The organism is Brevibacillus fluminis (assembly GCF_052072235.1).
Taxonomy (GTDB): Bacteria; Bacillota; Bacilli; order Brevibacillales; family Brevibacillaceae; genus Brevibacillus_D; species Brevibacillus_D fluminis_A.
The window spans coordinates 2,144,721-2,170,893 of sequence record NZ_CM125436.1; the positions used below are offsets into that span (position 1 = coordinate 2,144,721).

At 54.8% G+C, this 26,173-nt stretch carries 26 protein-coding genes; 21 read left to right on the top strand and 5 right to left on the bottom strand.

Annotated elements, in window-relative coordinates; genetic code table 11:
- Nucleotides 1–9 precede the first annotated feature (9 nt).
- From ACTID9_RS10610 to ACTID9_RS10635, 6 genes are all read left to right on the top strand, one after another.
- A complete protein-coding gene (locus ACTID9_RS10610) occupies nt 10–1,740 on the top strand; it encodes a sensor histidine kinase (protein ID WP_441071221.1) in 1,731 nt (576 codons plus the stop codon).
- Nucleotides 1,730–2,902 carry a response regulator gene (locus tag ACTID9_RS10615; protein WP_441071222.1) on the top strand — a complete coding sequence of 391 codons (1,173 nt, stop codon included), beginning with the start codon at nt 1,730–1,732 and terminating at the stop codon, nt 2,900–2,902. Before ACTID9_RS10610 ends, ACTID9_RS10615 begins: the two co-directional genes overlap by 11 nt.
- A 126-nt stretch (nt 2,903–3,028) precedes the next feature.
- The gene (locus ACTID9_RS10620) at nt 3,029–4,318 is read left to right on the top strand and encodes an ABC transporter substrate-binding protein (RefSeq protein ID WP_441071223.1); all 1,290 of its coding nucleotides are present in this window, start codon (nt 3,029–3,031) and stop codon (nt 4,316–4,318) included.
- A 13-nt stretch (nt 4,319–4,331) separates the two neighbouring features.
- Nucleotides 4,332–5,246, top strand: a complete 915-nt coding sequence (locus tag ACTID9_RS10625) for a carbohydrate ABC transporter permease (protein WP_441071224.1) — start codon at nt 4,332–4,334, stop codon at nt 5,244–5,246.
- On the top strand, nt 5,243–6,055 hold the full coding sequence (locus tag ACTID9_RS10630) for a carbohydrate ABC transporter permease (protein ID WP_441071225.1): 813 nt from the start codon (nt 5,243–5,245) through the stop codon (nt 6,053–6,055). Before ACTID9_RS10625 ends, ACTID9_RS10630 begins: the two co-directional genes overlap by 4 nt.
- A gap of 12 nt (nt 6,056–6,067) precedes the next feature.
- On the top strand, nt 6,068–7,768 hold the full coding sequence (locus tag ACTID9_RS10635) for an amylo-alpha-1,6-glucosidase (RefSeq protein ID WP_441071226.1): 1,701 nt from the start codon (nt 6,068–6,070) through the stop codon (nt 7,766–7,768).
- A gap of 63 nt (nt 7,769–7,831) precedes the next feature.
- On the opposite strand, the gene ACTID9_RS10640 is transcribed toward ACTID9_RS10635, so the two are convergent.
- The gene (locus tag ACTID9_RS10640; RefSeq protein ID WP_441071227.1) at nt 7,832–9,193 is read right to left on the bottom strand and encodes an aspartate kinase; all 1,362 of its coding nucleotides are present in this window, start codon (nt 9,191–9,193) and stop codon (nt 7,832–7,834) included.
- Between the two features lie 228 nt (nt 9,194–9,421).
- Here ACTID9_RS10640 and ACTID9_RS10645 point away from each other — a divergent pair, with 228 nt between their 5' ends.
- Entirely contained in the window at nt 9,422–10,189 is a 768-nt protein-coding gene (locus ACTID9_RS10645; RefSeq protein WP_441071228.1) for a DUF4931 domain-containing protein, read from the top strand.
- Here ACTID9_RS10645 and ACTID9_RS10650 read toward each other — a convergent pair.
- A complete protein-coding gene (locus ACTID9_RS10650; RefSeq protein ID WP_441071229.1) occupies nt 10,175–11,041 on the bottom strand; it encodes a GNAT family N-acetyltransferase in 867 nt (288 codons plus the stop codon). The two genes, ACTID9_RS10645 and ACTID9_RS10650, sit on opposite strands and share 15 nt — an antisense overlap.
- A gap of 183 nt (nt 11,042–11,224) precedes the next feature.
- Here ACTID9_RS10650 and ACTID9_RS10655 point away from each other — a divergent pair, with 183 nt between their 5' ends.
- The 14 genes from ACTID9_RS10655 (at nt 11,225) to ACTID9_RS10720 (ending at nt 22,119) form a co-directional block, all read left to right on the top strand.
- Nucleotides 11,225–12,043, top strand: a complete 819-nt coding sequence (locus ACTID9_RS10655) for a helix-turn-helix domain-containing protein (RefSeq protein ID WP_441071230.1) — start codon at nt 11,225–11,227, stop codon at nt 12,041–12,043.
- Between the two features lie 73 nt (nt 12,044–12,116).
- Complete coding sequence (locus tag ACTID9_RS10660; RefSeq protein WP_441071231.1) at nt 12,117–12,614, top strand: ferritin-like domain-containing protein; 498 nt, start codon at nt 12,117–12,119, stop codon at nt 12,612–12,614.
- Between the two features lie 93 nt (nt 12,615–12,707).
- Complete coding sequence (locus tag ACTID9_RS10665; protein ID WP_441071232.1) at nt 12,708–13,877, top strand: conserved virulence factor C family protein; 1,170 nt, start codon at nt 12,708–12,710, stop codon at nt 13,875–13,877.
- A 164-nt stretch (nt 13,878–14,041) separates the two neighbouring features.
- A complete protein-coding gene (locus tag ACTID9_RS10670; protein WP_441071233.1) occupies nt 14,042–15,109 on the top strand; it encodes a DNA polymerase IV in 1,068 nt (355 codons plus the stop codon).
- A gap of 32 nt (nt 15,110–15,141) precedes the next feature.
- The gene (locus ACTID9_RS10675) at nt 15,142–15,492 is read left to right on the top strand and encodes a thiol-disulfide oxidoreductase DCC family protein (RefSeq protein WP_441071234.1); all 351 of its coding nucleotides are present in this window, start codon (nt 15,142–15,144) and stop codon (nt 15,490–15,492) included.
- Between the two features lie 110 nt (nt 15,493–15,602).
- Nucleotides 15,603–16,142: a YqeG family HAD IIIA-type phosphatase gene (locus tag ACTID9_RS10680; protein ID WP_441072545.1), complete on the top strand. Its 540-nt coding sequence runs from the start codon at nt 15,603–15,605 to the stop codon at nt 16,140–16,142.
- Nucleotides 16,124–17,263: a ribosome biogenesis GTPase YqeH gene (gene yqeH / locus ACTID9_RS10685; RefSeq protein WP_441071235.1), complete on the top strand. Its 1,140-nt coding sequence runs from the start codon at nt 16,124–16,126 to the stop codon at nt 17,261–17,263. Before ACTID9_RS10680 ends, yqeH begins: the two co-directional genes overlap by 19 nt.
- Nucleotides 17,264–17,381: 118 nt before the next feature.
- Complete coding sequence (locus ACTID9_RS10690) at nt 17,382–18,227, top strand: shikimate dehydrogenase (protein ID WP_441071236.1); 846 nt, start codon at nt 17,382–17,384, stop codon at nt 18,225–18,227.
- Nucleotides 18,228–18,315: 88 nt separating this feature from the next.
- Nucleotides 18,316–18,609, top strand: coding sequence for a ribosome assembly RNA-binding protein YhbY (gene yhbY / locus ACTID9_RS10695; protein ID WP_441071237.1), 294 nt, complete (start codon nt 18,316–18,318; stop codon nt 18,607–18,609).
- 2 nt (nt 18,610–18,611) lie between these two features.
- Nucleotides 18,612–19,217, top strand: coding sequence for a nicotinate-nucleotide adenylyltransferase (locus ACTID9_RS10700; protein ID WP_441071238.1), 606 nt, complete (start codon nt 18,612–18,614; stop codon nt 19,215–19,217).
- A complete protein-coding gene (gene yqeK, locus ACTID9_RS10705; RefSeq protein ID WP_441071239.1) occupies nt 19,210–19,818 on the top strand; it encodes a bis(5'-nucleosyl)-tetraphosphatase (symmetrical) YqeK in 609 nt (202 codons plus the stop codon). Before ACTID9_RS10700 ends, yqeK begins: the two co-directional genes overlap by 8 nt.
- Entirely contained in the window at nt 19,818–20,174 is a 357-nt protein-coding gene (rsfS, locus tag ACTID9_RS10710) for a ribosome silencing factor (protein ID WP_441071240.1), read from the top strand. Before yqeK ends, rsfS begins: the two co-directional genes overlap by 1 nt.
- Before the next feature lie 4 nt (nt 20,175–20,178).
- The gene (locus ACTID9_RS10715; protein WP_441071241.1) at nt 20,179–20,916 is read left to right on the top strand and encodes a class I SAM-dependent DNA methyltransferase; all 738 of its coding nucleotides are present in this window, start codon (nt 20,179–20,181) and stop codon (nt 20,914–20,916) included.
- 318 nt (nt 20,917–21,234) lie between these two features.
- The gene (locus tag ACTID9_RS10720) at nt 21,235–22,119 is read left to right on the top strand and encodes an aminoglycoside 6-adenylyltransferase (RefSeq protein ID WP_441071242.1); all 885 of its coding nucleotides are present in this window, start codon (nt 21,235–21,237) and stop codon (nt 22,117–22,119) included.
- A 137-nt stretch (nt 22,120–22,256) separates the two neighbouring features.
- Here ACTID9_RS10720 and comER read toward each other — a convergent pair whose 3' ends face one another.
- The 3 genes from comER to asnB all read right to left on the bottom strand — a co-directional run bounded on the left by comER (nt 22,257) and on the right by asnB (nt 26,081).
- Nucleotides 22,257–23,081 carry a late competence protein ComER gene (gene comER, locus ACTID9_RS10725; protein WP_441071243.1) on the bottom strand — a complete coding sequence of 275 codons (825 nt, stop codon included), beginning with the start codon at nt 23,079–23,081 and terminating at the stop codon, nt 22,257–22,259.
- A 72-nt stretch (nt 23,082–23,153) separates the two neighbouring features.
- Entirely contained in the window at nt 23,154–23,987 is an 834-nt protein-coding gene (locus tag ACTID9_RS10730) for a helix-hairpin-helix domain-containing protein (RefSeq protein WP_441071244.1), read from the bottom strand.
- Nucleotides 23,988–24,152: 165 nt separating this feature from the next.
- A complete protein-coding gene (gene asnB, locus ACTID9_RS10735; RefSeq protein ID WP_441071245.1) occupies nt 24,153–26,081 on the bottom strand; it encodes an asparagine synthase (glutamine-hydrolyzing) in 1,929 nt (642 codons plus the stop codon).
- Nucleotides 26,082–26,173 lie beyond the last annotated feature (92 nt).

The following is a 26,173-nucleotide window of genomic DNA, read 5'->3' on the forward strand; positions in this document are numbered from 1 at the left end:
GACAAGTGCATGCGTGCCATTTTCCGATTTTTCAAACGAATGATCGCATTGCCCCAAACAAGCATTCATGCCAAGCTGATTCTTTTTTTTCTGATCGTCGCCATCATTCCCTTGCTTATGCTAGGCACGCTGTCATACCGGCAATCCGCCGACATCATCAACACGCAGTTCGGCAATTACGGCCAATATGTTGTGACGCAGCTGCAATTTCAGATCGACAGTTCGCTCAGTCAAATGCAGATCATCGCGCACGACATCAATACATACTTGCTTGACCCGACGCTGATCGTGCTGCGCGAAGAAATTCCGCGCACGTACAACGGGTTTTTGGCGCAGAAAAATTTTGAGCGCTACCTGGATGCCCACCGGACCGTTGAAATGCAGGGCATCTATCTGATCACGCAGTCCGGTTATTATTACGGGCGCAACCGTCTCGATGTGGAAAAGCTGCGCAAGGAACAATGGTGGCAAAACATCCCTGCGAAGCTGGATGGCGAATACTGGATCGGCTTTTATGAACCCCGGCATAGCTTGGGCGCAGATGAGTCGCAAGGCACAGGGAAAATGCTCGGGCTGGTCGTCCCCGTCAAAAGCAGCTACGGGGTGCTGAAACAGAGCCGTATCTTACTGGAGATGGATGCGCAAAAGCTGTTTCACCTGTTTGAGCTGCTCGAGCGCGACATGAAGGCGGCCATCGTCATCCGTGACGGGCACGGACAGACCATGTACAAGTCGGCAACCGATCGCATGCAAGCGGAAGATGACATCGTCTGGACACAGCAGCTTGAGACGAGCGGCTGGTCGATTGAAGTGCGGGTTCCTTATGAGCAGTATTACCGCTCCTCGAATGTGATCGGCGCGCTCACCGTGCTGACGGTTGGCATCTGCCTGCTGCTCGTCCTGCTGCTTGCGTATTTGCTCTCCCGTCCGATCACGCGGCGCATCAAGCGGCTGAAAGAATCGATGCGGCTTGTGGGCACGGGCGAACTGATGACCCGGACCGCAGTCGATTCGCAGGATGAACTCGGCAATCTGGCTGATCATTTCAACCGGATGGTGGCACAGCTTCAGCGGCTTGTCGAAGAGGTCGGCCGCACCGAGCAATTGAAAAAAGAAGCGGAGCTGCGCGCCTTCCACTATCAAATCAACCCCCACCTGCTGTTCAATACACTGAACTCGATTCAATGGCAGGCCCGGCTTTCCGGCGCGACCGAGATCAACGATATGCTGTACCATCTCATCATGGTGCTGGAAGGGAACCTTGACTTTACGCAGGAGCTGGTTACGCTGGAGCGGGAGTTGCAGACGCTCCGTCATTACCTGGCGGTGCAGGAAATCCGCTATGGCGACAATTTCCGGTTTCTGCTCGACATGGAGGAAGGGGTCGGTCGCTGTCTGATCCCGCGCATGTCGCTGCAGCCGCTGTTTGAAAATATTTTTTTCCATGCGTTTGAGGACGGACAAGGGACGATTCATCTGCAGATCAAGGATGGCGGCGACTGCATCTGTCTCACCTTGATCGATGACGGCGCAGGCATCCCGGAGGATCGGATGCGCAGCATGCTGAAACCGCAGCAGGCTCGGTCTGGCAAGGGCGGGCTCGGCATGCAAAATGTCGATCAAAAGTTCAAACTGCATTTCGGCGCCGACTACGGCCTGGACGTGCGTTCCGTGCGCGGAGAGGGAACGACGGTTCAGGTGAAATGGCCCAAACGGGAGGAGCTGTCACATGCTGGATAAGGTGTTGATCGTCGATGATGAGCGGATCGTGCGAAAAGGACTGCGCGCCCTGGTTCCTTGGGAAGAGTACGGCATGGAAATCGTTGCGGAAGCGCCAAATGGCCAAAAGGGGTGGGAAGCGTTCCTTGTGCACATGCCCCCAATCGTGATCACCGATATCGTGATGCCCGAGCTGGATGGGCTCAGCTTGGCCAAGCGGATCAAAGCGCACGCGCCGCATACGCGCATCCTGCTGCTCAGCTGCCATCAAGATTTCGCTTATGCACAGCAAGGCATCCAGATCGGCGTGTCAGGGTACGTGTTGAAAACGGTTTGGGACGAGGAGGAGCTGAAGGGATACTTGCAGCAGTTTCGCCGCGAGCTGGATGAGACGGCGAAAAAAGACATGGTGCGTGCGGCTCACGCTGAGGCCGATCCGAACGAAGCTTTTTTCAAATGGCTCGAAGGGCAAAGCGAGCATCCGCCAGCCGAGGTCCGTGCCATGTTCGACCGCATCTGGCAAGAACGTGGCGCACGTGTTTACGCCTGTATGAGCTTTGTCCCGCAAACAGCTGAAACCATGCGATTGCCGCAGCTTGCCTCCTCCCTGACGGAACTGATCTTTGGCGGCAAGGAACGCTTGTATTTCGTGGTGGCGGAGACGAAAAAGCCGACGGTGGAAGCCGAGCTGTTCAGCTGGCGGCTTGCCAATCCTTTTGCACGCTGGGAATGGTCGGGACCGCTCGCAACCAGTACCGACGCAGCGGCATCGTTTCGGAAACTGCACAAAAAGGCCGAGCTGATGTCCCGGTTTGACCTTCATCCGACAGCCAGGCATGATCCGATCGACAAGGCTGTTTCATGGGTTCTTTGCAATCTCTCCGAGCCGGTGACAGCGGTGGAGGTAGCGGAACGGGTGGGATTGTCGCGCAGCCATTTTTGCACTTTGTTCAAAAAGACGGTAGGCGAAAATTTCGGGGTGTTCCTCGACCGGCGCCGCGCCAAACTGGCATGCGAATTACTGGCGGCAACGACATTGCCTGTGCACGACATCTGTGCGAAAGTGGGGATGCCCGATGCCAAATATTTCAGCAAATGGTTTAAAAAAGCGACCGGATGCACGCCGCGGGAGTACCGCCGCAAGCATGCCGAACAAAATGACGACATGCATCAAACAAAATGACACGTTTGCGCACATGATTGCCATCCCGGATCAAAACCGAACGAATTGACGAAAAATTCAAAACACACGTGCGTTTAGCATCACGAGACCTTTCGTTACAATGAAGAAAAACGAGGGGGTCAGGCGATGAAAAAAAGTGTATCCGCTTTCCTAACAGGTGGACTCGTATTTGCCCTATTTCTATCCGGCTGTTCCAGTTCGCAGCAGACGCAAGGCCAAAGCAATGCGGGACAGTCAGCAGGTCAGGCGACTCCCCCCACTGCCGAAAACGTCACGCTCCGATTCGCGACATGGGATGCGGATGACCTGCTGAAGATCGAGCAAACCATCGCCAAAGAATTCGAGAAAAAGCATCCCGGCGTCAAGGTGCAGGTGGAGGCGTACGGAGATGGGTTCGATCAGAAGCTGGTGGCTTCCTTCGGCGCCAAAAATCCGCCCGATGTCATGTACATGTGGGACTTCCCGACGTATTACGAATCGCTGGAGCCGCTCGACAACTTGATCAAAGGGGACCCGGATGTGGCGCTCGACGATTTTTATCAAGGTCTTCTGGTCTATAACCGGATGAATGGCAATCTGTATGGGCTGCCTTCCGGATTTTCCACGCGCGTGATGTACTACAACAAAAAGCTGTTTGACGAAGCGGGTGTTCCTTATCCGACAAGCGCTTGGACGTGGGACGATTTCCTCTCCGCCGCCAAAAAGCTGACCAAGCCGGAGAAAAAGCAGTTCGGCTTCGCCGTCCGCTCCGAACCCGATCCGTATGATTTGCAGCAGTTCATCTGGAGCAACGGCTCGAGCTTCATCAGTCCGGACGGCAAAACGATCGACGGCTACATGAACAGCAAGGAAACGGCCGAGGTGCTGCAATCGATGGGGGACATGGTCAAGGAAAAAACAGCGGTGCTGGTCGGCGCCAAAAACCAGCAAAGCGGCAACGACTTGTTCAAGGCGGGCAAGCTTGCGATGTGGGACAACGGCATTTGGTCGCTGGAATCGTTTAAGAAAGCCAACATCGATTTCGGCATTGTCGAAACGCCATCGTTTGCCGGCAAGCCGGTCAAAGGCGTCGTGGCGGAGTCGGCTGTCTCCATCGCCAAAGATTCGAAGCACAAAGAGCTGGCATGGGAGTTCACCAAATTTTTGGTCTCCAAAGAGGCGATCAAAATGAAGACGGGCGATCTGCCGGTGCGCATCAGCGTGGTGCAGGAGCAGAAGCTCGACCAAGATCCGCTCTATGCTCCGTTCTACAAAATGCTGGAGCAATCCACGGATACGCCGGCGTTTTTGCTCCATCCGCATTGGAATGAAATCAACCGCAATCTGTCCGCCGCAATCAATGCCGCCATGCTGGGGCAAAATGCGCAGGAGCTGTTGAACAAAGCGGTGAAAGATTCCGAGAAATTCATGAAGTAGGCGGGATCACGCGATGAAGGAACTTGCCAAGAAGCTGCGTGGGGGGGCTTTGACCCCCTTTCTTTTTCTCCTGCCCTGGTTGTTCGGTTTTGTCGTCTTCACGTTTGGCCCGATGGTATTTTCGCTTGTCATCAGCTTTTTTGACTGGCCGATTATTGGTGAGGCACGCTTTGTCGGCTGGGACAATTATATCGGCATGTTCACCGATGATCCGCTGTTTTGGCAGTCGCTGTGGATTACGTTCAAGTTCGCGCTGCTGTTTGTCCCGCTCAATCTCGTCGTGGCCTTGCTGCTTGCGCTTTTGTTGAACCAGAAAGTACGGTTCACCGGATTTTTTCGCTCGGTCTTTTATTTGCCCAGCGTCATTTCGCTCGTCTCGCTCTCGATGATCTGGTCGTGGGTCTATCATGGCGAGTTCGGCATTCTCAATTATTTGCTGTCGCTTATCGGCATCGAAGGGCCGGATTGGCTGAACAGCGAGAAGTGGGCGCTCGTCGCCATGGTGATCGCGAGCCTGTGGGGGCAAGGATCGATGGTGCTGATTTTTTTGGCGGGGCTTAAAGGCATTCCGACCGATCTGTACGAAGCGGCTTCGATCGATGGTGCAGGAGCGGTTGCCCAGTTTTTTCGCATCACCATTCCGCTGCTCAGCCCGACGATTTTGTTCAACCTGATCACGACGATTATCGGCGCGTTTCAAACGCTGGTGCTCGCGATGACGCTGACGGGCGGCGGCCCGCTGCAGTCGACCTACTTTTACGCGATGTACGCCTATGACAATGCCTTCAAGTATTTCAAAATGGGGTATTCGGCGGCGAATTCCTGGTTTATGTTCCTCATCATCCTCGTCCTTACTCTCCTGGTGTTCAAATCATCGGCGCTGTGGGTGTTTTATGAGAGCGAGATGAAGAAGGAGGGGACGACGTGAAAAAGGCGATCACGTACACGCTGTTGATCCTGTTCTCGCTGCTTTTTCTCGCCCCGTTTTACTGGATGGCGGCAACCGCGCTGAAAGGGCCGGAGGAGGTCACCGCCTACCCGCCGCAATGGGTGCCGAGCCAGCTTCATTGGTCCAACTTCATCGAGGCGTGGGGAAAAGCGGAGTTTACCACTTATTTGGTCAATTCCACGATCGTAACGGTGCTGGCGACGCTTGGCACGCTCGTGTCCTGCTCGCTTGTGGCATACGGATTTGCCCGCTTTACGTTCAAGGGGCGTGACGTTTTGTTCATGATTTTGCTCGCGACCATGATGATCCCGTGGGAAGTGACGATGATTCCGCTGTACATGGAGTTCAACTGGCTTGGCTGGATCAACACCTTGAAGCCGTTGATTGTGCCGGCATGGTTCGGCGCTCCGTTTTTTATCTTTTTGCTGCGTCAGTTCATCATGACGATTCCACGGGAGCTGGATGAGGCGGCGCGAATCGATGGCGCGAATTCGTTCCAGATTTATTTGCGCATCATCCTGCCGCTTACGGCACCCGCTTTGATTCTCGTCGCGGTCTTTCAGATGCTGAGCTGCTGGAACGATTATTTGGGGCCGCTGATCTTTTTGAATGACATGAGCAAATACACGCTGCCGCTCGGCCTGGGCCAGCTCATGGGCACGCGCGATGTAGTCGACACTACCTCGTTGATGGCGATCACATGCCTGATTTCGCTGCCGCCGATGGTGATTTTCTTTTTTGCCCAGCGCTACATCGTGGAGAATATGGCCGGAGCAGGGTTGAAGTAGGGGGGATCGAAAGTGCATGTGAATCTGGAGCAAATCCCGTTCAGCTGTTTTGGCTCGTATTTTGTTCTTTCGCGGTCGAGCGGTTCCGGGCGGCGGGCTGATGGGCTGTACCTCCGAAATGTGCGCGGAGGAGACGAGAAATGGGGCGAGCTGTTTCATATCGAATTAGTAGGGGAAGACGGCGAAGCGGTGCAGTATGAGGTCCGCATGACCCCGTCACAGCTTATCCTTGATGCCGGAGGGGAGCGAAACGCAACGTTTTGCTTCGCTGCTCCGGACGTGCTGCGGGTGCGCTCGCACGGTGTCCGTGTGCGGCTTGCGATGGAGACGGGCGCGTACGACTACGCATGCCAGACGGAGCCTGCGGGCGCTTTGGTCAACAGCTTCACGCAAACCGTGCGATTGCGGTTTGCCATGCGGGAAGGGGAGCTTGCGCTTGATGCGCCTTGGGATGGGGTGAAGTCAACGCGCGTCGTGATCACGCTTGTGCCCGATGAAAAGACGGGTGCAGCCGAATGCGCGCTGGAGGAGTTTATCACTGTTTGTCAAGAAGAGGAGGGGCAGGACACGTTTGCTGCGTGCGTCGCCAGGCAGGAGTCGGCCTACCAGGACTGGCTGGACCATGTGCTGCCGGTCCCGCAGGAATTCGCAGCGGGCCGGGAGTTGGCAGCCTATATCACCTGGTCTTGCGTGGTTCGCCCGAGCGGGTTGCTTACGCGTCCGGCGATGTACATGTCCAAAAACTGGATGACCAATATTTGGAGCTGGGACCATTGCTTCAATGCGATGGCATTGGCGCGGGGCAATCCGCAGCTCGCTTTTGACCAGCTCATGCTGTTCTTTGACCGCCAGGACGCAAGCGGAGTGTTGCCCGATTTTCTCAACGACTCGTTTGCGCTCTGGAACTGCTGCAAGCCGCCGATCCATGGCTGGGCGATTCAGTGGATGATGGAGCGGAGTAACTTTTTTACGCCGGAACGGCTGCGTGAGCTGTATGAGCCGCTTGCCAAATGGACGTCATGGTGGCTTGTGCATCGCAAGCAGACGGCAGAGGGGCTGTATTGCTACCACCACGGCAATGACAGCGGCTGGGACAACAGCACGGTGTTTGCCGAGGGCGTCCCGGTGGAAAGCCCCGATCTTGCGGCCTACTTGTGCCTGCAGATGGAGACGCTCGCGCAGATGGCGGAGCGGCTGGGTCAACATGCTGAGGCGCGGGAGTGGCATAACCGTTCCGAGCAGCTTTTGCAAGATTTGCTGCAGCGGTTTTGGACGGGGGAACGATTCATTGCGCGCATGGCGTCGAGCGGGCAGGCGATCGAAGCGGACAGCCTGCTCTTGATGATGCCGATCGTTTTGGGCGACAGGCTGCCAGCGACGGTGCGGGAAAAAGTGGTTGCGGGGCTGAAACGAGCCAACGGATTTTTGACGGAGCATGGCTTTGCCACGGAGCGAATCGGGAGTTCCCGCTACGTGCCCGACGGATATTGGCGCGGGCCGATTTGGGCGCCAACCACCATGCTGATCGTCGACGGGCTGCGCAAAGCGGGTGAGGATTCGTTCGCCCGTGAGATCGCCCGACGCTTTTGCCGTATGGCACAAACCAGCGGGATGGCCGAAAATTTCGATGCGCTAAGCGGGCGAGCCTTGCGCGATCCGGCCTTCACCTGGACGTCCAGCGTCTACTTGATCTTGGCCCATGAATACGTGTGAACGCCAAAAAGCCGATGCCCCCATCGCGGGAAGCATCGGCCTGTTTTCGTTTCGCACTTGCAGTTACTTGCTATCGCCAAAAAACTCCTCGTACAGCGCGATGACGGCGCGATCCGCATCGTACGCCTTGACGCCGAACATCATGCTCACCTCGGACGAGCCTTGGTTGATCATCTCGATGTTGACATCGGCACGGGCGAGCGCTGCAGTTGCGCGAGCGGATACCCCGACGGAACGGCGCATCCCTTCACCGACGATCATGACCAGCGCCAGTTCGCGCTCAATTGCGAAATCATCGACCTGCAGCTCGTTTTTGATCCGGTCTGTGATGCGCTGCTCTTTTTCCTCGTCAAAGTTTTTGTCGCGCAGAATGACGGAAATGTTGTCGATCCCGGACGGCGTATGCTCGTAGGAGAGCCCCTCGTCTTCGAGAATTTGCAGCACGCGGCGGCCGAAGCCGATCTCGCGGTTCATCAAATACTTGCTCATGTAAATGCTGCAGAAACCGCCGTCGCTCGCGATCCCGACAACGGTCTCCGCGACGGTATGGCGCTCAAGGGTGACCATCGTGCCCGGCGCGCTCGGGTTGTTCGTATTTTTGATGCAAACCGGAATGCGGCCCATGTAAGCTGGCAAGAGCGCATCCTCATGGAAAACGGAGAAGCCCGCATAGGACAGCTCGCGCATTTCGCGGTACGTGATCTCTTTGATCTCTTTCGGATTGTTCACCAGATTCGGATTGACCGAAAACACGGAATCGACGTCGGTGAAGTTTTCATACAGATCGGCTTTCACTGCGGCCGCCAAAATCGAGCCGGTGATGTCGGACCCGCCGCGCGAGAACGTGACCAGCACGCCCTCCGGCGAAAAGCCGAAGAAGCCGGGGAAAATCGTAATGCCGGAGCGGCCGCGCAAAGATGCGTTCAGCCGTTCGTACGCTTCCGGCAGCACCTGTGCATTGGCAGGCTCGTCGCTCACCAAAAGGCCCGCCTCACGCGGATTTACATAATGGGCGTCCTCGCCCTGGCTTTGCAAGAAGGCGGCGAACAGCTTGGCGCTGTTGTCCTCGCCTGCCGCTTTCACCGCATCGAGAAACCGCGCGGAATCGGTCGCATCCATCGCAAGCAATGCGCGCAAATCGCCGGAAATACGCTCCATGATCGCAGGGCCAAGCTCCAGATCGTCAGCGATCTCCTGATAGCGAGCGATGACGCGGTTCATCTCCTCATCCGCATTGCCGGTGGCGAGAAACTGGTCAGCGACCGCGATCAAAAGATCGGTTACTTTCGTATCTTCCTTATATCGTTTCCCAGGAGCGGAGACGACGATGACTTTACGCTCGCCATCCGCCTTGATGATGTCATACACTTTTCGGAATTGTGCCGCACTCGCCATCGAAGTGCCGCCAAATTTTGCTACTTTCATCTCTCTAACCCTCCATTTTCCTATCCACACCGAAAAAAATACCTTATGCACCACTCTAACGCGAAATTCCTCCGAAGGGAAGGGCAAACGCCTATTTTTCACAAATTTCTGCTGATTGGCTGCAAAAAGGCGAATTTTTTGTAATTGTGATAACATGATGATACAGAATTCAACAGACCAGCTTGGAGATCGAGTAGATGTAAACTTTTGAATAGTAAGGTGATAATCGTGAAGCATACCCATCTCTATTTTGAATCGCACATCGGGAGACAAAAACCGGAGAACATCATCAATCGGGAGGCGACCTGTCCGTTTTGCGATCGAGAAAGTCTGGAAGGTGTTTTGGAGGAGCGGGGGCCGATCATTTTCCTCAAAAACAAATACCCGGTGCTCCAGGATACGTACCAGACGCTGATCATCGAGACGGATGAGTGCGATTCCGAGCTGTCGGTCTATCCGAAAGAGCATTTGCATCAGTTGTTTCGCTTCGGGGTGGAGAAGTGGATGGACTTGGAGGCGAGCGGGGAGTTTCGTTCGGTCATGTTTTACAAAAATCACGGGCCGTATTCGGGCGGATCGCTCAAGCATCCACATATGCAAATCATCGGCTTGCAGCATGTGGATTATCAGGAGCATACGCGGCTGGATCATTTCGTGGGGGTTGAAATCGATGCGGCGCAAGGCATCAGCTGCAATATTTCCAGCCAGCCCCGCGCCGGGTTCACCGAGTTCAACGTTATTATGGAAGATCTGGCGCAGATCGACCGGATGGCCGACTACGTACAGATTTTGACGCACTATATTTTGCACCATTTCAACCAGCGCTGCGCCAGCTACAATCTCTTCTTCTATCATTTGGGCGGGAAACGGATGGTCAAGGTCGTGCCGCGTTTCGTCACGTCGCCTTTGTTCGTCGGCTATTCGATCCCGCAAGTCTCCAATAATATCGAAGAGATTGCCAAACAGATTCAACGCCTGTATTTAGCTGAGCGCTAGCTCGTAATAATCGTTCGCGCCGGTCGTTTCGAAGCCGCACGATTCGTAGAGGCCGAGCGCCTGCACATTTTCGACGGCTACTTCCAGCTCGATTTGCTGAAAACCTTTTTCTTTCAGCAGCTCGATCGTTTTGCTCAAAATTTGCCGGCCGAGCCCCTTGCGCTGCATCTCGCTTGCGACGCAAAAGCCAAAGATGAATGCTTTGTCGGCTTCCTCCATCACGCCGATTTTGCCGACAGGGGTTTCGCCCAAGTGTGAGATGTACGTCTTGTCGCGCTCGCTTGCCTGCGATTGGGACACGTATTCGCGGGAATCCTCTTCGGTCATGGCAAAGCCGGACACGTTGAGTGCGACGATCGCTTCGCGGTCGCGTTCCTCAACCAGACGCAAGGAAACCGTTTTCGCCGGGTCAGGGTTTACCGGTGGCAGAAGCTCTTTTGTCCGCGCCATCCAATACTCGGAGAAGCCGTATGCAGCTCCGGTCGCCGTTGCAAACGCTTTGCCCGACTCGGAGAGATGGTAGACGATGTAGATTAGCTTGGGGATGTTCCGTCTGCGGCATTCGTCCTGGGCGGCACGGGTGAGCTGTGTAAAAATGCCTTGGCGGCGATAATCGGGATGGACCATTCCGCTGAGTTCGGCTTCCGTGGAGCGGAATACATACAGCGCGGCGAAACCGACAAGCTTGTCGCCGTCATAATAGAGGAAGTCGTTCGTCACATCTGTCGGCCGGCTTTTCAATGTTTCCCAGTTGAGCTTCAACTGGATGCCGTCCGCTTTGTTGCAAATGTCAGCAAGCTCGGCGATGGCAGCCAATTCTTGTTCGGATAATCCTTGTTTGGTTATCAGCATACGATCCGTCTCCTTTACGAAAATCCCGGCAGGCCCATGCAATCGGCAGCCCGGATGTTTTTTGCCAGTAGTCGAAAAATGGATTCAATCATCATGATCTTACTTTGAAGGTGATATGCTCCGCTACGCAAAAATTGGGTTTCTCGCGCAATTTTTGCCGCATGGAAAGAAAGGGGAGTTCGGGTGGATCTTTCGCTAGAATTGGGAAACTGCGGCTTTCGGATTTTTCAGCTGCATCCGCATGAAGCGGATTCGCTGCACAAGCATGAAGGGCATTACCAAATGAGTATCCCTTTGACGGGGAACGTTTCGTTGCAGTGCAACCAGACGATCAGGCGGCTTTCCGCAGACCACCGGCTCGTCGTGGCGCCGGATGATGAGCATCGCCATATCGCTCACGATGAGCCGGTGCGCATCATGCTGGTCGGGCTACGCGAAGCATTTTTGCAACAAGTATGGGCAGAGAGGTTCGGGCATCATCCACCGCAGCTGGCCTTGCCGAATTGGCACGAAGGGGAGAATGACCGGTTTCGCCAGCTGGGGGAGCATGCCATTCTCCGCTCGATGCAAAGCCAACCGGAAGCGTTTGTCTTGGAGGAGCTGGAATGGCAGCTGGCACAGCTTTTTTTGCAAACGCACACCGGCTCGCACGATGCCTGCTGGCACCGGCCATTCCCTGTTGTCGACCATCCTGCCTTGCAGCGGGCCGTCCAATTTATCCACGACAGCTATGCCATGCCGCTCGGGCTCGATCAGATTGCCCAAGCGGCGTCGCTGAACAAGTTTTACTTGATCCAGCTGTTTCGCGATCATTTCGGCTGTACGCCCGGCCGGTTCGTCATGCAAGTACGGCTCGACCGCGCAGCGCAGCTGTTGCGGCAAACCGCCCGGGAGATTACGGACATCGCCTTTGAGGCGGGATTCGGCAGCGTAAGCTCGTTTCAGCGCGGGTTCAAGGCGCGGTTTCGCGTCAGTCCGGGGGAATACCGGCGGCAGTGTTGAAAAAATGGAACCGCCAGCCGCACAGGCGAATATCCTGACAAGAACAGAAGATTGATTCTTGGAGGGGTTCACAGTGGTTTATTACAGCGCGTATCAGCCTGCTTATTCTCCCTATTACGGGTATGTTCCCGCAGCAATGGATCGGCAAATGCCGTCAGGAAGCATGCAAGCCGTGCTTTCGGTTATTTCGAGTTCGATCGCTGACGAACGCAACGACGAGCTGTTTTACGATTATTTGATCAGCGTTGCGCCGACAGAGCAGGAGAAGCGGGTGATCGAATCGATCCGCAATGACGAGCGGAAGCACCGCCGCATGCTGCGTGAGCTTTATGCCCAGCTCACCGGCCGGCAGCCGGCGCCCGGTTTGGGCGAGCAAGAGGAATTCAAACGGCCCAACAGTTACCTGGAAGGCATTGAGCAGGCGCTGATGGGCGAACTGAAAGCATTTGAAAAATATCGCGGCGTCTATTTGGCTTTGCCCGACATTTACAAGCCGGTCCTCTTTGAGATTATGACCGACGAGATGAAGCACGCCAATTACTACAACTGGCTCTACGCCAAAAACAAATAGACTGACTGGCAGCACACTCGCATTTTGCTTCTTTTCACGGAAGTTTGTATGATGAAAGGATAGGAATCACATGTGAAAGGAGCGGATGCAAGGATGAAGCTGCTGTCGATCGAGCCAACCCCAAGTCCCAACTCAATGAAACTCAACCTAGATGAATCGCTGCCAAACGGCATCCAGAAAGAATATAACAAGCAAAACAAAGAGCAGGCTGCGCCCTATATCCAAAAGCTGTTGGACATTCCGGGTGTGAAAAGCGTGTTCCGTGCGGCGGATTTCATCGCACTCGACCGGTTGCCACAGGCAGGCTGGAAGGAAATTTTGGCCGCGGTGAAGGAAGTGTTCAACACCGCGCATGTCGAAGGGGAAGGGCTCCTAAGCGGGCAGGCTGCGGTACAGGACGCCTCCACATTCGGGGAAGCGATCGTCTATCTGCAAATGTTCCGCACCATTCCTATGCAGGTCAAGGTGGAAGCCGGCGGCGAGCAAATCCGCGCCGCTTTGCCGGAGCGGTTCGCCAACATCGCGATGGAAGCAGGCAAAGTCTCCCCCAACTTGATCAAGGAGCGCAGCTGGGTGGAGCAAGGCGTCCGGTATGGAGACTTGAAGGAAATCGGCGAAGAAGTAGCGCAGGAAGTGGATGCGGCGTATGACGACGAGCGGTTGCGCGCGCTGCTGGAAGAAATTTTGCGGGAAGCGGGCGCAGCGGCTGCTGATGCACACGAAGCCGCGGAACAAGTCGAGCCGGCGGTACAAGAGCCGGTGATCACGCTGGAAGTGCTCGACGATCCTGATTGGCGCAAGCGCTATGCCGCGATGGACCGATTGGAGCCGCAGGAAGAGCATCTGCCGATCTTGGCAAAAGCGCTGCGCGATCCGAAATCGTCGATCCGCAGGCTGGCTGTCGTTTACTTGGGCATGATTGGCACGGAGGCGGTGATGCCGCTGTTGTTGGCAGCGCTGAAGGACCCTTCCGTGTCGGTGCGCCGGACCGCTGGCGATACGCTCTCTGATTTGGGCGATCCGCAAGCAATTCCCAGCATGGTGGAGGCGCTGCAGGATACGAGCAAGCTCGTGCGTTGGCGCGCAGCCCGCTTTTTGTTTGAACAGGGCGATGAGACCGCATTGGCAGGCCTTCGCGCCGCAGAGAATGATCCGGAATTCGAGGTCAGCCTGCAAGTCAGGATGGCGATCGAGCGGATTGAGCGCGGCGAGGCGGCAAGCGGGTCCGTCTGGCAGCAAATGACCAACCGGGAACGAGACTGATGAACGCTAAGCCATGCGATCGCCTGTGCGGTTGCTGGCTTTTTTCTGCTAGGAGGACATCGCAGCACACACCGTTCATTCCGTCTGTCCCTTGCAACCGGTAGCGAAACAAGGGATAATGGAGGGGAATGTACGTTTGGTTTTTTGGGTGGTGTTTTTCGCGCGTGAAAAAGTTTTTACATTTGGATATCGATGCGTTTTTTGCGAGCGTGGAGCAGCTGGACAATCCGCAGCTGCGCGGGAAGCCGGTCATCGTGGGGGGGAGGGACAACCGCGGAGTCGTGGCCACATGCAGCTATGAGGCGCGCAAGTTCGGGGTTCGCTCCGCCATGCCGATCGCGCTGGCGAAAAAGAAGTGTCCGAACGGGATTTACTTGCCTGTCCGATACGCCCGCTATGAAGAAAAATCAGCAGAAATCCAGGCGGTCTACAAGGAGTATTCGCCGCTCTACCAGACGGTCGGCTTGGACGAGGCGTATTTGGAGGTCACCCATCATGCGGATGCCGTCCCGATCGCCAAGGAAATCAAGCGCCGGATTCAGGCGGAGTGCGGGCTTACTTGCAGCATCGGTCTGTCCTACAATATGAGTCTGGCCAAAATCGCCAGCGATTTGAAAAAGCCGGATGCGTTCGTGATCATTCGTCCGGACGAGGCCAAAGAGGTGCTGCGCGGACTGCCGATCGGCGCAATCCACGGAATCGGCAAAAAGTCGCAGGAACTGCTGGAAAAACGGGGGATAACCACTGTCGAGCAGTTTTGGCAGCTTTCGCTTGATGAAGTGGTGAAGCTGTTCGGCAAATACGGGCAGTCGCTCTACGACCGGGTTCGCGGCGTCGACAACCGGGAGATCGTGATGGACCGGTCGATCAAATCGATCAGCCGGGAGACGACGCTGTCCTTCGATTTGTTTGAAAAGGAGCAGATTTTGCAGGTGGCAGCGGATCTCCTGATCGAGCTGGAAGAGGATCTGCGCAACCAGCTGCCTGACCATGACGCCCAAACGCTGACCATCAAAATCAAGTACAGCGACTTCACCAATCGCAGCAAACAGCGGAAGCGGCAGTCCCAGGAAGGCTGGCGCGACCTGTTGGAAGAATTGCTCGACGAGGTGGATGTCTCAACCGGCGTTCGGCTCGTCGGCGTAGGGTTCTCCGCGTTTGTCGACCGGACTGAGCAAAAAGTCGAGCAAGTGCGCTACGAGCAGCTGTCGCTCTTTCCGTTTTGGAAGTGACCAATGCGCACCTGCAAAAGGGGATGAGGCTTGTGGAAAAGCCGATCGTGCTGTATGACGAATCTTGCAACATGTGCTGCTTTTTCAAGAAGTGGTTCGGGCGGCTTGGCCTGCCTGGCAAAGACGTGGAATGGCGCCATTATGAAGAAGCCGCGGCCTGCGGCTTGAACGACAAGGCGTGCGGCCAGGCGCTGCACATCAAGCTTGCGGACGGGCAGGTGCTGCGCGGGTTTTATGCGGTGCGCCGCCTGACTGCCTATACATGGCTTTGCTGGCTGACGCCGCTTTTCTATGTTCCCGGCGTTCCGCCGATCGGTGTCAAGCTGTACGCATGGGTCGCCAACAACCGGTACCGCATGTTCGGCGAGAAGAAGCGGGCCTGATCGAACGGATGCCAGCCGTTTCGTTGCTGCGGCCGGCTTCTATTTTTTTTGCAAGTGTAATCAAGAGTATGGTATAGTAAGTGCCGATACCAGCCAAGGCTTTGGCTGCAATGATCGGGAGGTGTCCCGTGCTCGAGAAATTGATGCCGGATCAGTATGTAGAATCGATTTTTTCCATTACCGCTGACCGCTTACATAAACAAAAGATTCGCGCGATTATTACCGATTTGGATAATACGCTCGTTGAATGGGATCGCGTGGATGCGACGCCTGAAGTCGTGTCATGGCTGGAAGGCTTGCGCGAGGCAGGCATTCAGGTAACGGTTCTCTCCAATAATAACAGGGAGCGGGTCGAGCGATTCTGCCATCCGTTGGGCGTGCGGTTTATCTGGTCCGCCAGGAAGCCGACAGGCGCTGCCTTCCGCCGTGCCGTGGAAGAGATGAAGGTATCGGTCGAGGAGACCGTCGTGGTGGGCGATCAGCTGTTTACCGATGTGCTCGGCGGGAATTTGCTCGGATTTCATACGATTTTGGTAGTGCCGGTGGCGCAAACGGACGGTTTTTTTACGCGATTTAACCGCCGGATGGAGCGAGTGGCACTGTATTGGATGCGCAAGAAGGGAATGATTTCATGGAAGGAAAAAACATAGCAGCGGAGCAGGAAGAGCACGCTCTTTCGTGCGCGGGCTGCGGGATTCACATTCAAACCGTTGACAAGACGAAGCCGGGCTTCACGCCAAAATCGGCTTTGGAACGCGAGGTCGTCATTTGTCAGCGCTGCTTTAAAATCAAGCATTATAATGAAGTATCGCCCGTTGACATGTCGGACGATGATTTTCTCCGCATCCTAAACGGGATCGGCGGCACCAAAAGCCTCGTGGTTATGGTTGTCGACGTGTTCGACTTCCAGGGCTCCTGGCTCCGCGGCTTGCCGCGCTTTGTCGGCAACAACCCGATTTTGCTGGTCGGCAACAAAGTGGACCTGCTGCCGAAAAACATCAACCTGAACCGTGTGCGCAACTGGATTCAGCATGAGGCCAAGGAACGCGGCCTGCGATCGGAAGACGTGCTGTTGGTAAGCGCGCAAAAAGGGGCCGGCATCGAAGAGCTGCTGGCCCGCATCGGGCAGCTGCGCAAAGGGCGCGATGTGTATATCGTCGGCGTAACCAATGTCGGCAAATCGACGTTGATCAACCGGATTTTGCATGACTACGGTGCAGCTGATCTGGAAATCACAACATCGCCGTTCCCCGGCACGACGCTCGACAAAATCGAGATTCCGCTTGAGGACGGACGCTATATTTACGATACGCCGGGCATTATCAACCGCGATCAGATCGGGCATATGGTCACTCCGGCCGACCTGCGTGCATTGACGCCGCAGGCGCGGATCAATCCGAAGGTGTACCAGCTCAATGCAGGGCAAAGCATGTTTATCGGCGGTCTGGCCCGCGTCGATTTCGTCAGCGGCGACCGTCAGCCGTTCGTGTTGTATGTGGCCAATCAGCTGTATTTGCACCGAACCAAGCTGGAAAATGCGGATGAGGTATTCGCCAAGCATCACGGCACGCTGCTAGTACCGCCGAATGGCGAGAATGGCAAGACGCTGCCGCCGATGATGAAGCATACGTTCAAGATCGAGCCAAACGGGCCGACCGATCTGGTCATTTCCGGATTAGGCTGGGTCGCGCTGCAGGGCAAAAAACCGGCTTCGGTCGTCGTCCACGCGCCAAAAGGGGTAAGCGTTGGCGTGCGGAAGGGCCTCATTTAGTCTTCTGTCGGATCGAGCCGAAAGCCCCTTTCCACATGAAGGGGCTTTTTTTACAGGGAATATCTGCACAAAATAAAAAATTGGTAACGTATGGGGTAAGCGGGAAAGGAGCAAACCGATGATAACGAGTAAAACCAAGCTGGTCGGACTGTTTGGTCATCCGGTTGGACATTCGCAATCGCCGATCATGCACAACGCAGCTTTCCGTGAAAAAGAGCTGAATTATGCCTATGCAGCCTTTGACATTCCAGGCGAAAAGCTGGAGGAGGCCGTTGCGGGCATTCGCGGTCTGGGCTTGCGCGGGGTCAATGTGACGATCCCCCATAAGGTGACGATCATGCCGTTGCTCGACGAAATTGATCCGCTTGCCAAAAGCATCGGGGCCGTCAATACGGTGGTGAATGAAAACGGCAGGCTGATCGGCTACAACACGGACGGGTCCGGCTATGTGCGTTCGCTCGTCGAGGAAACAGGCATCGACCTGTCCAATCAGGTCGTCACGATGCTCGGGGCGGGCGGAGCAGCGCGTGCCGTCGCTTTTACACTGGCGGAGCGCGGTGTGAAGGAAATCCGCATCATCAACCGTTCGCGGGAAAAAGCGCTGCGTCTCGCCGAAAGCTTGAACAGTCGCGTGCCGACCGTGGCGATCGAGCAGGCGGATGCCAAACAGGCGATCGCGGATGCGACCTTGTTGATCAATACGACCTCGATCGGGATGTATCCGAATGTCGATGAGATGCCGATCAGCGCCGAATTTTTGCACAGCGGCCTGGTCGTGAGCGACCTGATTTACAACCCGCTCGAGACGAAGCTGCTTGCCAAAGCGCGCGAATTGGGGAACAAGACACACTCCGGTGTCGGCATGTTCGTCAACCAGGGAGCGCTCGCTTTCGAGCTGTGGACAGGGGAAGCGGCGCCGACCCGACTGATGGCAGAAACGGTACTGCGCCAGCTTCAGCAATGATTCCAACAAATTCAGCGTATGAGAATGTGTAAACATGCGCAGGCGATCAAAAACTAGCGATAGTGGTTTCTAACTAGGAGGAAAAGAAATGTTGACGGGAAAACAAAAACGTTATCTGCGTGCAGCTGCACACCATTTGACCCCGATTTTTCAGGTGGGCAAAGGCGGCGTGAACGAAAACATGCTCAAGCAGATCAAAGAAGCGCTGGAAGTGCGCGAGCTGTTGAAAGTATCGATTTTGCAAAACAACACCGATGACAAGCATGATGTGGCGCAAGCGCTGGCAGAGGGCACAGATGCGGAGCTGGTGCAGCTGATCGGTCATACTGTCGTGCTGTACAAAGAGTCGACCGAGAATAAAACCATCGTCCTGCCTTCCTGAGCATGATCGAGCGTTTTGCTGAAGAGCGATCCCGCAAGCGCGTCGGCATTTTAGGCGGGACATTCGATCCGATCCATCACAGCCATTTGATTGCGGCGGAGCAGGCGCGCGAGCAGGCACAGCTCGATGAAGTGTGGTTTATGCCGGCACGCATCCCGCCGCACAAGCAGGGGAAAGGGATTTCCAGCGAGGCGCATCGCTTGGCCATGATCGAGCTGGCCATCGCGGATAACCCGGCGTTTCGGGTGACAGACATCGAATTTACCCGATCGGGGCCATCCTACACGTATGATACGATGAGCCAACTGACCGAGCTTTTTCCGGACATCGCCTTTTCATTCATCATGGGTGGGGATATGGTGGAGATTTTGCCCAAATGGTACCGGATCGATGAGCTGATCGAGCTTGTTCCGCTAATCGGGCTGATGCGCCCCGGCAGCCATGTCGAAGAAAACAAGTATACCCGGCATGTCCACTTCATCGACATGCCGAATTGGGAGCTATCTTCCTCGTTCATCCGCGAAAAATGCGCTGCCGGTCAGAGCATTCGTTATTTTGTCCCGGATGCGGTCGCGCAGTATATAAAGGAGCAGAGGCTATATGAGTGAGTTTTTCCCGACAACGCGCGAGCAGCTGCTCGCACAGGTGCGCGCGCAGATGCATGAAAAACGGTATCTCCATACAGTGGGCGTGGCAGAGTCGGCACGCAAGCTGGCAGAGCGCTATGGCGCCGACCCGGATAAGGCGGAGCTGGCCGGCTATGTCCATGACTACTGCAAATGCTGGCCGATCCCCAAGCTGCATACCTATCTCTTGCGTTATGACTTGCCACAGGATATTATCGAGGGCGAAAAGGAACTGTGGCATGCTTTCGTTGGAGCCAATGTGATCCAGACGGAGCTTGGGATCACCGATCCTGAAGTCATTCAGGCCGTTCGCTACCATACGACGGGCCGCGTCGGCATGTCGCTGCTGGAAAAAGTCGTGTGCGTGGCAGACTATATCGAGCCGCAGCGTTCCTTTCCCGGTGTGGAAAAAATCCGCGAGCTGGCTGAAAAAGATTTGGACCATGCCCTGGCGGAAGCGCTTGGCGGGACCATCTCCATGCTCATCGCGCGTAAAAAATCGGTTTACCCATTGACATTATTGGCATACAACGATTTGGTCAGCAAAGGGACTACGCCCTTTGAATCACAAGGAGGAATTTGATGGTTACAGCAGTTGAGACATTGGCAAAATTGGCCGTAAAGGCCGCTGAAGACAAAAAAGCGGAAAACATTGTCGTGATGGATATTAGCAAACTCTCCGTGATCGCGGATTATTTTATCGTCTGCCACGGGAATAATGAGCGCCAGGTTCAGGCGATCGTCACGGAAATTCGCGACCAAGCCCACAAAAACGGCTACGCGGTGCGCGGCATCGAAGGAGCGGATGAAGGACGCTGGGTGCTGGTCGATTTGAAAGACGTGGTCGTTCATGTCTTCCATCGTGAAGAGCGCGATTTCTATAACATCGAGCGACTGTGGAGCGATGCGCCAATCGTCACGTTAACCGGGCAGGTGTAAGCCGATGTCCTATGTCCATCTGGCCGCTGTCTACGACGCGTTGATGGCGGAGACGCCGTATCCGAAATGGCTTGAATGGGCAGATGCATTCTGGCAAAAAACAAAACGGCCGCGCACGATCCTGGATCTGGGCTGCGGAACGGGCAATATCGCCATTCCGTTCGCCCGGCAAGGGTATACCGTGTTCGGCCTTGATTTGTCGGAGGAGATGCTCGCGATCGCCTATGAAAAAATGCAGCAGGAACGGGTGCAGGTGACGTGGACGCGTCAAGATATGCGGGAATTTTCCGTCCAGCCTGTCGATTGTGTCCTGTCATTTTGTGATTCGTCCAGCTACTTGCTGGAAGAGGACGATGTGAAACAGATGTACCGGTGCGTGTACGACCATTTGGAGCCGGATGGCTGGTTTCTGTTTGACGTACACAGTCCAGCGAAAATCGTGAACGGGTACGCCGACAACACGTTTACATGGGTTGAAGATGATCTGTCCTACATTTGGCAATGCGTCCATGATCCGTTGCTGTTCGAGGTCGAGCATCAGCTGACCTTTTTCCTGAAAGAGCAGAACGGGTTGTATAGACGGTTGGAGGAAGTTCATGTGCAGCGCGCCTATCATCTGACGTCCCACCTGAACTGGTTGCGGGAGGCGGGCTTCACGGACATCACCGTTACCGCCGATTTTACCGATCTGCCGCCACAAGCGCATAGCGAACGGCTGTTTTTCACCGCGCACAAAGAGTAAACCTCTTGCCGCTTACAGGGACACTGTAGGGCAAGAGGCTTTTTCTATTTGGGAGATGCCGGGCTTTGCAAACAAGAGCAGCCATCTGATGGAAGAGGGAGCAGCAGCCGTGGTAAACTGATGGCAGAAATCTTGCTTTTCGTAAATGCCCGTCATCTTTCCCGCAGTAACCAAACGACGCTACCGAAGGGAGGGGCAAACCCGATGAAAAAAACGTTTACGAAAGGGTAACCGTGCTGCCAAACCACCATCCGCGGACCGCCTGCCGGCCTTTCATCCGGATGCGAATCGATAAAAAACGGAAGGTGGAAACCGAACATGAGAACAGAAACACAAATGATGGACATGATTGTGAGCTTTGCGCAGCAAGATGAACGCATTCGCGCTGTCACGTTGGAAGGTTCAAGAACCAATCCGAATGTGCCAAAAGATATGTTCCAAGATTACGATATCAGCTTTCTTGTAACGGAGATGACGTCTTTTATAGAGGAGCCGCATTGGATCGACCGGTTTGGCGAACGGCTCATCATGCAAAAGCCGGAAGATATGACGCTGTTTCCACCCGATCTGGGGAACCGCTATTCCTACCTGATGCAATTCGCAGATGGAAACCGCATCGACCTGACGTTGATTCCATTGGAGGAAAAGGACGACTATTGCAAGGAAGACAAACTGCTGGTCGTTTTGCTGGACAAAGACAACTGCCTGCCGCATATACCAGCTCCGACTGACGAAGACTATTGGGTAAAACGTCCATCTGCCGCGATGTTCGCCGATTGCTGCAATGAGTTTTGGTGGGTGTCCACGTACGTCGCGAAAGGACTGTGGCGCAGGGAGATTCTTTATGCCCAGGAGCATCTGAACAAATACGTCAGGCCGATGCTGCACAAGATGCTCGAATGGCAGATTGGGTTTGAAACCGATTTTTCCGTAAGCGTGGGAAAATGCGGCAAATACATGGAAAACTTCCTGCCAGAAGAGCGCTGGCAAGCACTGCTGGCGACTTTTGCGAATGGAACCTATGAAGACGTGTGGAGAGCCTTGTTTGCGATGGGGGAGCTGTTCAGCCAGACAGCACAAGAGGTTGCTTCTCATTTGCAGGTAGCGTACTCGCACGATGAAGCGGAGCGCGTCACAGCTTATTTGCGACGTGTCCGGCAATTGCCGGCGGATGCGGTCGATTTTCCTTGCATCATAGGGTAACGATTGATGGAGAATGCGATCTGTTTTTGAGGCAAGATGCTCATCGCATGTGTTGATTGGAACGAAGAAAAACCAGCAGAAACACGATCCGGGTGTTTTTGCTGGTTTTTGCGTTGAAAAACAACCGATACCAACGATTATTTCGGAGCGAGATGAAGAGAAACCTCGTGGCAATCTTGCGCGAATTTTTGCTGTGTGCGCAAAAAGACTTGATTGAAAACGCCGGGAATCGACTGCTTCAGCGGGATCAGCCCCTCGCCCGTGATGCCGCCGGGAACGCAGACGCGCTGTTCCAGCGTTTGCAGGGAAAAGAGGTCTTTTTTGACCAATTCGGCAAAGCCGATGATCATCTGTGTTGTCAAATAGGTCGCAGCTTGCTCAGAAATGCCAGTCTCTTTCGTGGCCGCACCGATCATCTGCTGGAGCAAATAGCTGACAAAGGCGGGACCGCAGCTCGACAAATCTGCGGCAACGCGCAAAAAGGTTTCCTCCACCTCCACGGGCCGGCTGATCTGCGAGAAAAGGGTCAGGATTTGGCTGCGCAACTGTTCGGTAACCCCGTGGCCGAATTCAAGCAACGTTGTTCCCGATAGCGCTGCATTCGTGATGCTGGGTATAACACGGATCACAGGGCAGGGAACAAGCGACTCCAGCTGCTCCAGTTTTACCGGACTGGTTATCGTAACCAGGATGTGCTCGGGCGTCAGCTCATTTGCAAACTGTCCGATTGCTTCCTGATAATCGAGTGGCTTGACGCATAGCATGACCAGCTTGGCCGCGCGTGCCACATCTGCATTTGACGGGGCGATCAGGAGGCCGGCATGTCGTTCTGCCAGCGATTCCACCTTTGCGCGCGTACGGTTGTAGGCGATGATTTGGGTTGGTAAAAGAGCGCCGGAGTGAATGAACGCTTCAAGTAAAATGCTGCCCATACTGCCTGTGCCGATGAAACCGACTTGCATGCAAACGCCTCCCATACAGGTATTCTCTTTTCACTGTATGTGGAAGAAAAGAGAATCATGCCTTCTGCAAGATTAGTCCACGCTGATCTTTCCTTTCAGCTTCTCGAACAGTTTGTCGCCGATTCCGGAAATATTTTTCAAATGTTCAACTTTAGTAAATTTTCCATGTTGCTCGCGATAGGCGAGGATTGCCTCCGCCCGCGTTTTTCCGATGCCGGGCAAGGTTGCCAGCTGATCGGCTGTAGCGGTATTCAGGTTAACCGTGGTTGCGCGGGAGTCAGTGCCAGACGACCCAGCTCCGGCTGACGGGCTGCTTTTGCCGCTGCTGCCATTCCCGTCGCCAGCGCCCCCTCCTGTCGTCGCGATCAGCGGCAGCGGAGAAGCGGCAGCGGCTTTCCCTCCCTTGGCGGGGACGATGATGTACATGCCGTCTGCCAGATGTTGGGCCAAGTTTACCTGCATGGGATCGGCAGTAGGCAGAAATCCGCCTGCCTTCTCGATGGCGTCCGCGATTCGTTCATTGTCAGTAAACGGGTAGATACCGGGCTGCTTTACTTGTCCTTTCACATCAACGTACATGGTTTTTACCTTTGCATCGGTGCGGGCTGATTCGGCAGGCGAGAGGGAAGAGAACACGGCTTCAGCCGCAGACGGCGCTTGCTGTGCCGAATCGGAAGGCAGGGAAGTCCGGACAGGCTCGGCCTTACGTGACGAGGCGATGACAGACGCTGGTCCTGTCACATTCGTCGGCTTGTCCATTTCCGTTGCATACACCGGCGAACGCAAGGGGAGAGTTTGCCCTTCATCGCCAGAAGTATAGTAGAAATAAAAACTGAGCGAGAGGAACAAAAGGGCAAGCAAAATGATCCATACGCGGCGATGCCGGTCCCAAAGCTCCATCAGCATAGGAAGGCTCCTTTCTCATTTCGCAGCTTGATAGATTCATCCTACGAAAAGACAGAGCCGGACGCAAAAAAACCTTTCCATCCACAAGAAGGGAGGAAAGGTTTTGTGCAACCGCGGCTTAAGCCAAAGGCTTGGCGTAGCCAGGTTTTCTGACAATCATCAGGTTCAGCCGATCTGCTCGATCGAACTGCTGTTTTTGCGGCGCAGCTCGACAGCAGGGCTGACATACGGCTCAAACGAAAGCTTTTGCTCAATAAAAATCTGGTGCCAGAGCATGAAGACCAAAATCGTCCAGATTTTGCGGCTGTAATCGCCATGCCCTTCACGGTGCTCGTCGAGCATGTACAGCACATACGCCTTGTTGATCAAATGGTCGACCTTGGACTCGAAAATAAGCTCTTTGGCCCATTTGTAAAACTGGTTTTTCAGCCAGTAGCGCGTCGGCACAGGGAACCCCAGCTTCGGTCTCGTCTTGATTTCCGGCGGCAGGAAGTCTTTCATGGCCTCGCGCAGCACGTGTTTGGTCGTGCCGTTGGCGATTTTGTATTTGGTCGGGATCGTCGCAGCGAATTCGAATACTTTCGGGTCGATGAACGGAACGCGCAGCTCAAGCGAGTTGGCCATCGTCATCTTGTCCGCCTTCATCAAAATATTCCCGCGCAGCCATGTATGGATGTCGAGATACTGCATCTTGGTCACATCGTCATACCCTTGCGCATTTTTGTAGATCGCCTGGGTGATTTCCCACGGTGTATGGTAATCGGCGAGCTGATTGAGATTTTCGGTCACGACATGCGCCTTCATCTCTTCGCTAAAAATCAGGGCGTTCCCGAAAAAGCGCTCTTCCACGGTTTTGGAGCCGCGAATCAGGAAGTTTTTCCCTTTCACGCTGTCAGGCAGCTTGGTTGCAATCGAGCGAATCGAGCCGCGCATCCAGTCCGGCATGCCAGAAAACATGCGAAGCGACTGGGGCTCGCGATAAATGTTGTAACCGCCAAAAAACTCGTCCGCGCCCTCGCCGGACAAAACGACCGTGACATGCTCGCTGGCAAGCTGTGCGACGAAGTAGAGCAAAATCGCCGATGGATCGGCAACCGGTTCATCTTGATGCCAAATCAGGCGAGGCAGCTCATCCATGTACTGCTCTGCGGAGATGACCGTCTCATAGTGCTCTGTACCTAAATATTGGGCTGTCCGACGGGCATATTCCAATTCGCTGTAGCCCGGAATGTCGGAACCGACCGAAAACGTTTTGACCGGCTCGAACGTGCGCAGCATGCCGACGATGCTGCTGGAATCGACGCCGCTTGACAGAAAGGCTCCGCGCTTGACTTCGCTGACACGGTGCTTGTCGACGGATTCCAGCATCGCTGCCCGCGTTCCTTCCACGAAATAGGAGAACGGCTTGCTCTCATCCGGGGCAAACTGCACGTCCCAGTAGCGCGTCAGCTTCAGTTGGTCGTTTTCCACGATGAAGGAGTGGGCAGGAGGAATGCGGTAAATGCCTTCATACATCGTTTCAGGGTCTGGCACGTACTGGAACGTCAAGTAATGATAAAAACCGGTCTTGTTGACTTCCCGTTTTACCCCTGGCATTTCGAGCAAGCTTTTGATTTCGCTCGCGATCCCGATGGAATCGTTTGTTTGCGTATAATAAAGCGGTTTGATGCCAAAATGATCTCTCGCGCCGAACAAGATTTTCCGGCGTGAATCCCAAATCGTGAAGCCGAACATCCCGCGCAAGTGCTTCGGCGCGTCAACGCCGACTTCTTCGTACAAATGCAAAATCGTTTCGATGTCAGAGTCTGTATGGAACTGATGGCCGCGGTCTTTCAACCACTCCTGCAGCTCCTTGTAATTATAAACCTCGCCGTTTCCGACAATCCACATGTCCCGCTTTTCATTGAACAGCGGTTGATGGCCGCCAGCGACGTCGATGATGCTCAAACGACGGAAACCAAGAGCGATGTTTTCTTCCACATGGAAGCCATCGTCATCCGGGCCGCGGTGCAAAATCACCTTGGACATGGCTGTGATCGTTTCCAGTTGCGCTGGTTGCTGACGTTTGTTGTAAAGCGATACGATACCACACATAAAAAGACTCTTCCTCTCAAATGAATCTACTGTTAAATCTATCATGCGAGCAAATCAGGTGCAAACGGATTGAACAAACGTGCAGGAAATGA

Bases quoted from the DNA above. Each gene is read 5' to 3' on its own strand.
- ACTID9_RS10610 (WP_441071221.1), top strand. From the start codon at position 10: ATGCGTGCCATTTTCCGATTTTTCAAACGAATGATCGCATTGCCCCAA.
- ACTID9_RS10615 (WP_441071222.1), top strand. From the start codon at position 1,730: ATGCTGGATAAGGTGTTGATCGTCGATGATGAGCGGATCGTGCGAAAA.
- ACTID9_RS10620 (WP_441071223.1), top strand. From the start codon at position 3,029: ATGAAAAAAAGTGTATCCGCTTTCCTAACAGGTGGACTCGTATTTGCC.
- ACTID9_RS10625 (WP_441071224.1), top strand. From the start codon at position 4,332: ATGAAGGAACTTGCCAAGAAGCTGCGTGGGGGGGCTTTGACCCCCTTT.
- ACTID9_RS10640 (WP_441071227.1), bottom strand. From the start codon at position 9,193: ATGAAAGTAGCAAAATTTGGCGGCACTTCGATGGCGAGTGCGGCACAA.
- ACTID9_RS10650 (WP_441071229.1), bottom strand. From the start codon at position 11,041: ATGCTGATAACCAAACAAGGATTATCCGAACAAGAATTGGCTGCCATC.
- ACTID9_RS10665 (WP_441071232.1), top strand. From the start codon at position 12,708: ATGAAGCTGCTGTCGATCGAGCCAACCCCAAGTCCCAACTCAATGAAA.
- ACTID9_RS10680 (WP_441072545.1), top strand. From the start codon at position 15,603: ATGATCGGGAGGTGTCCCGTGCTCGAGAAATTGATGCCGGATCAGTAT.
- yqeH (WP_441071235.1), top strand. From the start codon at position 16,124: ATGGAAGGAAAAAACATAGCAGCGGAGCAGGAAGAGCACGCTCTTTCG.
- ACTID9_RS10690 (WP_441071236.1), top strand. From the start codon at position 17,382: ATGATAACGAGTAAAACCAAGCTGGTCGGACTGTTTGGTCATCCGGTT.
- yhbY (WP_441071237.1), top strand. From the start codon at position 18,316: ATGTTGACGGGAAAACAAAAACGTTATCTGCGTGCAGCTGCACACCAT.
- ACTID9_RS10700 (WP_441071238.1), top strand. From the start codon at position 18,612: ATGATCGAGCGTTTTGCTGAAGAGCGATCCCGCAAGCGCGTCGGCATT.
- yqeK (WP_441071239.1), top strand. From the start codon at position 19,210: ATGAGTGAGTTTTTCCCGACAACGCGCGAGCAGCTGCTCGCACAGGTG.
- rsfS (WP_441071240.1), top strand. From the start codon at position 19,818: ATGGTTACAGCAGTTGAGACATTGGCAAAATTGGCCGTAAAGGCCGCT.
- ACTID9_RS10715 (WP_441071241.1), top strand. From the start codon at position 20,179: ATGTCCTATGTCCATCTGGCCGCTGTCTACGACGCGTTGATGGCGGAG.
- ACTID9_RS10720 (WP_441071242.1), top strand. From the start codon at position 21,235: ATGAGAACAGAAACACAAATGATGGACATGATTGTGAGCTTTGCGCAG.
- comER (WP_441071243.1), bottom strand. From the start codon at position 23,081: ATGCAAGTCGGTTTCATCGGCACAGGCAGTATGGGCAGCATTTTACTT.
- ACTID9_RS10730 (WP_441071244.1), bottom strand. From the start codon at position 23,987: ATGCTGATGGAGCTTTGGGACCGGCATCGCCGCGTATGGATCATTTTG.
- asnB (WP_441071245.1), bottom strand. From the start codon at position 26,081: ATGTGTGGTATCGTATCGCTTTACAACAAACGTCAGCAACCAGCGCAA.